This window comes from Enterococcus sp. AMC1157 (assembly GCF_058216555.1).
The window spans coordinates 2,079,970-2,090,000 of the sequence record NZ_CM177099.1 but is presented as its reverse complement, the minus strand read 5'-3'; the positions used below and the strand labels follow the sequence as shown (position 1 = coordinate 2,090,000).

The 10,031-nt window shown below is 39.9% G+C and carries 6 protein-coding genes and 1 rRNA gene (1 of these 7 running past the window's edge); all 7 read right to left on the bottom strand.

Translation table 11 applies throughout. The features are described from left to right. Nucleotides 1-1,464: ribosomal RNA gene (locus AC4BBX_RS10015) — 16S ribosomal RNA — on the bottom strand; it reaches 94 nt to the left of the window's first position. Between the two features lie 644 nt (nucleotides 1,465-2,108). After that, complete coding sequence (lysS, locus tag AC4BBX_RS10010; protein WP_490453712.1) at nucleotides 2,109-3,602, bottom strand: lysine--tRNA ligase; 1,494 nt, start codon at nucleotides 3,600-3,602, stop codon at nucleotides 2,109-2,111. A gap of 90 nt (nucleotides 3,603-3,692) precedes the next feature. Beyond that, nucleotides 3,693-4,691, bottom strand: coding sequence for a tRNA dihydrouridine synthase DusB (dusB, locus tag AC4BBX_RS10005; RefSeq protein WP_490453711.1), 999 nt, complete (start codon nucleotides 4,689-4,691; stop codon nucleotides 3,693-3,695). A gap of 1 nt (nucleotide 4,692) precedes the next feature. Beyond that, nucleotides 4,693-5,580, bottom strand: a complete 888-nt coding sequence (gene hslO, locus AC4BBX_RS10000) for an Hsp33 family molecular chaperone HslO (protein ID WP_490453710.1) — start codon at nucleotides 5,578-5,580, stop codon at nucleotides 4,693-4,695. A 200-nt stretch (nucleotides 5,581-5,780) separates the two neighbouring features. Next, the gene (gene ftsH, locus AC4BBX_RS09995; protein ID WP_490453709.1) at nucleotides 5,781-7,886 is read right to left on the bottom strand and encodes an ATP-dependent zinc metalloprotease FtsH; all 2,106 of its coding nucleotides are present in this window, start codon (nucleotides 7,884-7,886) and stop codon (nucleotides 5,781-5,783) included. A 67-nt stretch (nucleotides 7,887-7,953) separates the two neighbouring features. Then, a complete protein-coding gene (hpt, locus tag AC4BBX_RS09990) occupies nucleotides 7,954-8,502 on the bottom strand; it encodes a hypoxanthine phosphoribosyltransferase (protein ID WP_490453708.1) in 549 nt (182 codons plus the stop codon). Between the two features lie 104 nt (nucleotides 8,503-8,606). Then, entirely contained in the window at nucleotides 8,607-9,974 is a 1,368-nt protein-coding gene (gene tilS / locus AC4BBX_RS09985; protein ID WP_490453707.1) for a tRNA lysidine(34) synthetase TilS, read from the bottom strand. Nucleotides 9,975-10,031 lie beyond the last annotated feature (57 nt).

The window sequence follows — 10,031 nt, the reverse complement described above, 5'->3', positions numbered from 1 at the left end:
GGTTACCTCACCGACTTCGGGTGTTACAAACTCTCGTGGTGTGACGGGCGGTGTGTACAAGGCCCGGGAACGTATTCACCGCGGCGTGCTGATCCGCGATTACTAGCGATTCCGGCTTCATGTAGGCGAGTTGCAGCCTACAATCCGAACTGAGAGAAGCTTTAAGAGATTAGCTTAGCCTCGCGACTTCGCGACTCGTTGTACTTCCCATTGTAGCACGTGTGTAGCCCAGGTCATAAGGGGCATGATGATTTGACGTCATCCCCACCTTCCTCCGGTTTGTCACCGGCAGTCTCGCTAGAGTGCCCAACTAAATGATGGCAACTAACAATAAGGGTTGCGCTCGTTGCGGGACTTAACCCAACATCTCACGACACGAGCTGACGACAACCATGCACCACCTGTCACTTTGTCCCCGAAGGGAAAGTCCTATCTCTAGGATGGTCAAAGGATGTCAAGACCTGGTAAGGTTCTTCGCGTTGCTTCGAATTAAACCACATGCTCCACCGCTTGTGCGGGCCCCCGTCAATTCCTTTGAGTTTCAACCTTGCGGTCGTACTCCCCAGGCGGAGTGCTTAATGCGTTAGCTGCAGCACTGAAGGGCGGAAACCCTCCAACACTTAGCACTCATCGTTTACGGCGTGGACTACCAGGGTATCTAATCCTGTTTGCTCCCCACGCTTTCGAGCCTCAGCGTCAGTTACAGACCAGAGAGCCGCCTTCGCCACTGGTGTTCCTCCATATATCTACGCATTTCACCGCTACACATGGAATTCCACTCTCCTCTTCTGCACTCAAGTCTCCCAGTTTCCAATGACCCTCCCCGGTTGAGCCGGGGGCTTTCACATCAGACTTAAGAAACCGCCTGCGCTCGCTTTACGCCCAATAAATCCGGACAACGCTTGCCACCTACGTATTACCGCGGCTGCTGGCACGTAGTTAGCCGTGGCTTTCTGGTTAGATACCGTCAAGGGATGAACATTTTACTCTCATCCTTGTTCTTCTCTAACAACAGAGTTTTACGATCCGAAAACCTTCTTCACTCACGCGGCGTTGCTCGGTCAGACTTTCGTCCATTGCCGAAGATTCCCTACTGCTGCCTCCCGTAGGAGTCTGGGCCGTGTCTCAGTCCCAGTGTGGCCGATCACCCTCTCAGGTCGGCTATGCATCGTGGCCTTGGTGAGCCGTTACCTCACCAACTAGCTAATGCACCGCGGGTCCATCCATCAGTGACGCAAAAGCGCCTTTCAGCTTGCTCTCATGCGAGAAAAAGCATTATACGGTATTAGCACCTGTTTCCAAGTGTTATCCCCTTCTGATGGGCAGGTTACCCACGTGTTACTCACCCGTTCGCCACTCCTCTTTTTCGATGAACCGAAGTTCGGTGAAAAAGAAGCGTTCGACTTGCATGTATTAGGCACGCCGCCAGCGTTCGTCCTGAGCCAGGATCAAACTCTCATAAAAAAATTTGAAAACAATCTTGCGATTGTTAAGCTCATAAAATTAACGTTGCTAGCATTACTGCTTGCTTGTTGTTGTTTGCTTCTATAAAAGAAGCATCCTACACATTTGGTTCGTTTGCTTGCTTTGTTCAGTTTTCAAAGGTCTACGTTGTGCTGTGTTAGCAACTTTTATATCATATCAGCTGACCAAGTAAATGTCAACCATTTTATAAAAGTTTTTTCAGAAGTTTTTTTCAACTAACTGAGCTGCTGTTTTCAGCGACTTGATTATCTTAACAAATGAATTGTTATTCGTCAAGGACTTTTTTCAAGAAGTTTTCTTGTGTTATCAAGGTTATTTCTCGATTCGTTTTTGACGACTTTGTTATAATATCATCTGTTTTACTAAGCGTCAATCTTTTTTTCATAAAAAAAGAAAACTTCTCTTAGTCAATTAAGACAAGTAATAATATACCAAGTAAATGCTTTTAGGTCAATGAATTTAGTATGTTTTTTTACACTTTTTTTATTCACGACTGTTCTTTGCTTTCAGTGGAAAAATCGTTCGTTTTTAACCCGAAAACCAACAAATTATTAGTGAATCATCCTATTTTTTTAAACAAAAAAAAGCTACAGGTAAAAACCTGTAACTTCCAATTCAATAAATTAACGCATAGTTGGGAATAATAATACATCGCGGATAGATTGTGCATCAGTTAAAAGCATCACTAGACGATCAATTCCGATTCCTAATCCACCAGTTGGCGGCATACCATATTCTAAGGCTTCTAGGAAATCTTCATCTACACCATGAGCTTCATCATTTCCTGCTTCACGTTCTTTTTCTTGTGCTTCAAAACGTTCTCTTTGATCAATTGGATCATTTAGCTCTGTAAAGGCGTTCGCAAATTCGCGGCCAACAATAAACAACTCAAAACGATCAGTAAAACGACCATCTTTAGGATTTTTTTTCGCTAATGGAGAAACTTCCACTGGATGTCCATAAACAAATGTTGGCTGTTGCAATGTTTCCTCAACAAAGGCTTCAAAGAATTCATTAATGATATGTCCAACACTCATTGCGTTAGTCACTTCAACATTATGCTCTTTCGCAAAAGCGCGTGCTTCTTCTACAGACATTTCTTTCCAGAAATCTACACCTGTTTGAGCTTTAACCGCATCTACCATGTGTACACGGTTAAAATCGGATGCTAAATCTACTTCTTGTCCATCATAAACGACAACAGCCGTTCCTAATGTCTTTTCAGCAGCATGACGAATGATTCCTTCGGTCAAGTCCATAATATCTTTGTAATCTGTATAGGCAGTATAACACTCAAGCATGGTAAATTCTGGATTATGCGTGGTATCGATTCCTTCGTTTCGGAATACACGACCAATTTCATAGACTTTTTCCATCCCACCAACGATTAAACGTTTCAAGTGTAATTCTAAAGCGATACGTAGATACAAGTCCATATCTAGAGCATTGTGATGAGTAATAAACGGACGAGCTGCTGCTCCACCAGCTTGATTGTGTAATACAGGAGTTTCTACTTCTAAATAGTCATGACTATCTAAATAACGACGAACTTCACTGATGATTTGGCTACGTTTAACAAAACGACCAAAACTATCTTTATTACTTACCAAATCTAAATAGCGTTGGCGATAGCGTTGTTCAATGTTTGTTAATCCATGATATTTATCAGGTAAAGGACGTAAAGCTTTTGATAAGATAGTAATTTCCTTAGCTTTAACAGATACCTCTCCTGTATTTGTTTTCATAATTTGACCATTGACACCAAAAAAATCACCTAAATCGGCATGTTTAAATACTTCATAGGCTTCTTCCCCTACTTCGTCTTTACGCACATAAATTTGAATACGGCCTTCGCGATCTTGTAAATGAGCAAAACCAGCTTTTCCTTTTCCACGCTTTGTTACTATACGTCCAGCAATACTAGCAGAAAGCTCCATCTCATTTAATTCTTCTTTTGTACGTGGGTCAAATAATTCGTGCAACTCGACAGAATTGTGGGTACGTTCAAAACGTTGGCCAAAAGGATCTATACCTTCTTCTCGTAATTGCTCCATCTTTTGGCGACGTACCAGCATTTGATCATTTAATTCTTCTTGTGTTTGTCGTTCCTCTGTCACGAGTTTTCCTCCATTCTCTGATTATGTTTCCTTTTAATAATGCCAATGATAGGCATAAAAAGCAAGTCGAACTTGTATTTCCTATAAATATTAGGCGATTATTGCTTGGCTTTCAACTTTCTCTAAAAACTCTAGCAATAAAGCAACGGTTGTCTCACGTTTTTCTGACTTATTAATCGCTGCTTTTACTTTAGCTGCTCTTGAAACACCTTTTAAATAATAAGCGGCATGTTGACGAAATTCTAGACAAGCAATTTTTTCTCCTTTCAAAGCAATCAATCGATCTAAATGAAGAATCGATGTGTCAATTTTTTCTCTGGCAGTTGGTTCGGCAATTAATTCTCCCGTTTCTAGATAATGTCTCGTTCGACGAATCATCCAAGGATTTCCCAAAGCGGCTCTTCCAATCATTACCGCATCACAACCAACTTCATCAAACATTCGTTTCGCATCTTCAGGTGTACGAATGTCGCCATTGCCCATAAAAGGAATAGAAATATTTTGTTTCACTTCACGTAAAATATCCCAATTAGCTTGCCCTTCATACATCTGTACTCGAGTACGGCCATGCATGGCAATCGCTCCGGCTCCGGCAGCTTCTGCAGCTTGAGCATTTTCTACAGCAAAAACATGTTCATCATCCCAACCAATTCGCATTTTGACGGTCACTGGTTTATCAATCGCTGAAGATACCGCATGAACCATTTCATAAACCTTATCCGGATCAAGTAACCATTTGGCACCGGCTTCTGCTTTAATGATTTTATTAACGGGGCAACCCATATTAATATCGATAATATCGGCTGTGGTATTTTCTGCTACAAACTGTGCTGCTTCAACCAAAGAATCTTTATTACCACCAAAAATTTGCAAACTTAATGGATGCTCTGTCTCGTCGATGTGTAGCATACTTAAGGTTTTTTTATTCCGCATTTGAATTCCTTGATCGCTAATCATCTCACAGACAACCATGCCTGCACCGGCTTCTTTCACTGTCACTCGAAAAGCAGCATTGGTAATCCCAGCCATTGGTGCAACCACTACTCGATTAGGAATTTCTACGTTTCCAATTTTCCAAGTTGTATCCACGTTACTTCTCTCCCGTAATTTCATGAATCAGATCGGTTAACTCAGATTCGTCAAAGTGATATTTCTCACCACAGAAAGAACATACTGCTTCTGCACCATGATCTTCATCAATCATCGCTTGAATTTCACTTGTTCCTAAAGTGATAATTGCTGTTGCAAATTTTTCTTTTGAACATTCACAATTAAATTGAACAGGGGAATCTTCAAGGATCATCACAGATTGCCCTTCAAAAATAATATCCAAAAGTTCTTCTGGCGTTTTACCTTCATCTAATAAACTAGATACATTTGGCATATCTTTCAAACACTCTTCCAAACCGTCAATCACTTCTTCAGATGCTCCTGGCATTACTTGTAACATAAAACCACCAGCTGTTTTAATCGTATCATCGGTATCAACTAAAACACTTAAGCCAACAGCAGATGGGATTTGTTCTGATACAGCTAAATAATAAGTGAAGTCTTCGCCTAATTCGCCTGAAACAATCGGTGTTTGTCCGGAAAAAGGCTCTTTTAAACCTAAGTCTTTAATGACCGTTAACACACCACTTGTTCCTACTGCTCCACGAACATCAATTTTCCCTTTGTCATTTGAAGGTAAACTAATATGAGGATTTTGGATATAACCTTTTACGTCACCTTTCCCATTACTGTCGATGATAATTGCGCCTGCCGGTCCATCTCCTTGGATTTTAACAGTCATTTTATCGTCACCTTTTAATGTAGCTCCTAATAACAAAGCTCCTACTAAAGAGCGACCCAGTGCTGCCGAGGCAGTATTCCATGTATCGTGACGTCGTTGTGCTTCAGCAACAGTTGCCGTTGCGTTTACTGCATAAGCGCGGACATAACCACCGTATGCTAATGCTTTAACTAAATAATCTCTCACTCTTACTATCTCCTATTTCATTTTTTGAATTTCTCCAAAAATTATTTTTATCTCTATTAATTATTCGCATATCCTTGTTAAATGAAACTTTCCTGAATATGTACTAGTGAATAATACTAGTTACGCTAAGATTTTTCAACTCTCCAAGCTTCTTTCACAAGAGAAATGGACTGCAGCATTATTGCCACAGCCCACTACTTTTATTCTTCAGATTTATCTTCTGATTCTTCAGCAGATGTTTCATCCACTTCTGATTCTTGACGAATATTCGCAAAGTAATCTTTCACTTCTTCTACATCTTGTTTTTCTTCTGCTTGTTTTTCAGCATCTTTGGCTTCTAATGCACGTTTTGCTTCTTCAAAAGAACTTGCTTTTTCACTTGGAAATTCGCTATCTTCTGAACCGGCTGGCATTTTACCTTCTTCGAATAATGACTTAATTGCTTTGGCATCTAGTGTTTCATGTTCTAGTAGTTTTTCAGCAATTAATTTATGTTGTTCTCTGTGATCTTCAAGAATTTCCCTAGCTTTCGCATGAGCTTTCATTAAGATAGCACGAACTTCTTGATCAATTTCAAAGGCTACTTGTTCAGAATAAGCTTTTGTTTGACCGTAATCACGACCAACAAAGACTTGATGATTTCCTTCGTATTGAACTGGACCAAGTTTTTCACTCATTCCGTATTCTGTTACCATACTACGAGCTAAACCTGTTGCTTGTTCAAAGTCATTAGATGCCCCAGTTGATTGTACATCGAAGACGATTTCTTCGGCTGTTCGTCCACCTAGCAAACCAACGATTTGTTCAAACATATCGTCTTTGGTCATTAACATTTGATCTTCTTTAGGAAGAGCAATCATATAACCACCCGCACGTCCTCGAGGAATAATCGTTACTTTATGGACGACACGAGCACGGCTTAAGACTAAACCACAAATAGTATGTCCCGCTTCATGGTAAGCAACCATTTCACGTTCACGTTTACTGATGACGCGATCTTTTTTCGCTGGACCAGCAATCACACGATCTTCGGCTTCATCAATATCAGAAGCATCAATTTTTTTCTTATTACGACGAGCTGCAACTAAGGCTGCCTCGTTCAAGACGTTTTCTAAATCAGCACCGGCAAAACCTGGTGTTTGTTGTGCTACTACTTTCAAATCAACATCATCTGATAATGGTTTGTTACGTGCATGAACACGCAAAATGGCTTCACGACCTTTAACATCAGGACGACCTACAAGAATTTGACGGTCAAAACGTCCTGGACGTAACAATGCTGGATCTAATACATCTGAACGGTTAGTTGCAGCAATGACGATAACTCCTTCATTTCCACCAAAACCATCCATTTCTACTAACAATTGGTTTAGAGTTTGTTCACGTTCATCGTGACCGCCCCCCATGCCTGCGCCACGTTGGCGACCCACAGCATCGATTTCATCAATAAAGATAATCGCAGGTGCATTTTTCTTCGCTGTTTCAAACAAGTCACGAACACGACTTGCCCCAACACCGACGAACATTTCCACAAAATCAGAACCAGAAATCGAATAGAAAGGTACACCCGCTTCACCTGCTACAGCTTTTGCAAGTAAAGTTTTACCCGTTCCTGGAGGACCCTCTAATAGGACACCTGCTGGAATACGAGCACCTAACTCAGAGAAACGGCGAGGATCTTTTAAGAATTCAACAACTTCGACTAGTTCTTGTTTTTCTTCTTCCGCACCCGCTACATCAGAGAAACGTACACGATTGGCTTTTTTGTCTGCTTCTTTAGCTTTGGATTTGCCGAAGTTCATCACACGGCCTCCGCCACCTCCGCCGCCTCCACCTTGTTGGCTCATCATCATGTAAATCAAGAAGATGAACATCACTAAAGGTAAGAAGCTCAAAATGATTGATAACCACATACCGCTACTAGATTCTTCTTCAATAGTGGTACGCACTGAATGGTCACTTGCTAAGGTGGTTATTTCATTTAATGTTGAATCATTTGGTAAAATGATTGTTGTAAAACGAGTGGCTGTAGATTGTGTTGAACCCAACACTGTTAAGCCATTATTGTTTGTAATTGTCTGCTCTTCTTCATACTCACCGATAATTCGATATACACCATTCGCTGGTTGAACAGTGAATTCTTTAATGTCGCCATTTTCAAGCTGTTCGGTAAACGTAGAATATTCTATTGTTGGTGTTTGATTTCTACCATTATCTAGGAAGAAGTAAGCAACCGTGAAGATTGCCAATATGACCAGCACATAATACAAAGTATTTCTTACTGTCCCATTATTTTTTTTGTTCATGCGGCCCCTCCTTGCCAATTTGTCTTTTTTTGACCATTACATTGTATCATATAATTTTATTTAACGGTCATTCTTTTGACTCGTAAACACTCGGTTTTAAAACACCGACGTAAGGCAAGTTACGGTATTGCTCAATATAATCAAGTCCATAACCAACAACAAACTCATTCGGCACGTCAAAACCAATGTAATCTGCCTCAATATCAACCACACGACCTTCTGGTTTATCTAAAAGCGTGACAATTTTCACTGAGTTTGCTTTACGATATTTAAACAAATCTACTAAATACGCCAATGTTCTTCCGCTATCAATGATGTCTTCCACAATTAATAAGTCACGGCCTTCAACATTAGTATCTAAGTCTTTCACAATTTTAACTTCCCCAGATGAGACAAGGGCATTTCCATAACTAGAAACATCCATGAAATCCAACTCTAAGAAACAATCCATTTCTCGAACAATATCCGCCATAAAAGGAACGGCTCCTTTTAAGACACCCACAACTAAAGGATTTTTATCTGCATATTCCTTCGTTAATTCTTTCCCTAATTCTGCACAACGTTGCTGGATTTGTTCTCTTGTAATTAAGATTTTCTCCATATTCTCTTCTAACATGTTGTTTCTCCTTCCAAATTCTACTCCTAATTTAGCAAATCATTCTTTCAAAAATGTAGTTTTTATGGCAAATAACTCCATTCATATTTCCACTTCGATATTACTCATTTTATTCTTTTATAATAAAGAAGTACGTAGAGTATTTTATCAGTTTCTTTCCCAATACTCAAATAGGAAAATACATAAGGTAATAATCCTAGAATTTCTTCCTGCTGATTCATGACAATCCACGCATTTTCCCGCGCTTCATGAGGGATTTTTTTATCAATAAAATACCGATTCACTTTTTTGGTCAAATTTGGTTGCAAAGAAATGCGATCTCCTGGTTGATGTTTACGCAAAAAGACCTTGTAAGGAGATTCTAGCTTGATTTCTTGGCGATATTCTGACCAAAGTTTGACTTTTTTGGGAATTTTCTCCTTTCCAACTTCAAAAAGCCCAATCCATTCTTCAGAATTGATAAATTTTGACTCCCCAGAGGTCAATTCAAAAGCAGCTAGTTGTGTGACTGTTGTCTTTCTTGGTTTTTTTAAAGAAACTTTTCCATAGGAAGTCTGGACGTACCAATCTGATGATAAATCATACTGCCACTGAGCATTCCCCCTATACAACAATTCAATCAACTTTTGACTTTGTTTTTCAGATAATGGAATCCCAAATTCAGTAGCTATTCCTTGTAAAAAATAATATCTTTCTCCCTCAGAAAGAGTCTGATAGTCCGCTAGACAAAAAGTGATTTCTTCTCGATTATTATGAACCTTTTCTTTGATCCAGGCTTGTTGTTTTTGGGTAATTATTTCTTGGGCCCAAATCGATTGTTGTGACCATTGTTGAAAATGTTGATGAAACTGCATGTTTTCTCTCTCCAGTAAAGGCAACACTTGATGGCGCAGTCGATTTCGTTGCATATTTAGAGATTGATTCGTTTCATCTTCAAAATACTGAATATCATGTTTATTCGCAAATGCTAAGATTTCTTTTTTTGTCGTCGTCAATAAAGGACGAACTAAGCGTCCTTCCTTAGCAAAGGTTTGACTGATATGAATGCCACTACTACTAAAAAAATTCCCTTCACGAATCATCTTCATCAAAATCGTTTCTATTTGATCATCGCTATGATGCGCCGTTAATAATACATCATACTCTTCTTGGGCTAAAACTTCTTCAAAAAATTCATAACGAAAGGTTCTGGCAGCGGCCTCAATCCCGGTAGTTGCTGGCGTTCCCCAGGTTTTTCGATACAACGGAATCCCTCGTTCTTGGCAATAGACAACTAAGAAGTCTTCTTCTTCCTTCGAAGATTCTCGAAGTCCGTGATTCACATGAACCACACCAAAAGCAAGTTGTAATTCTTCTATGATTCGTAAAAGAACCATAGAATCTACTCCAGTAGACACAGCAACCAACAAGCGTTCACCAGATTCCCACAATTGCTGTTCTTCTGCTAATCGAGAAATTTTATCTACTAGCATGAAGTCTTCTCTCCTTGTTTTCATATAGATTTTTCAATAAAAAAACAGACAACGGGT

What these genes read in the sequence shown, in the direction of transcription:
- ftsH (WP_490453709.1), bottom strand. Translation starts at nt 7,886, where the DNA reads ATGAACAAAAAAAATAATGGGACAGTAAGAAATACTTTGTATTATGTG.
- hpt (WP_490453708.1), bottom strand. Translation starts at nt 8,502, where the DNA reads ATGTTAGAAGAGAATATGGAGAAAATCTTAATTACAAGAGAACAAATC.
- tilS (WP_490453707.1), bottom strand. Translation starts at nt 9,974, where the DNA reads ATGCTAGTAGATAAAATTTCTCGATTAGCAGAAGAACAGCAATTGTGG.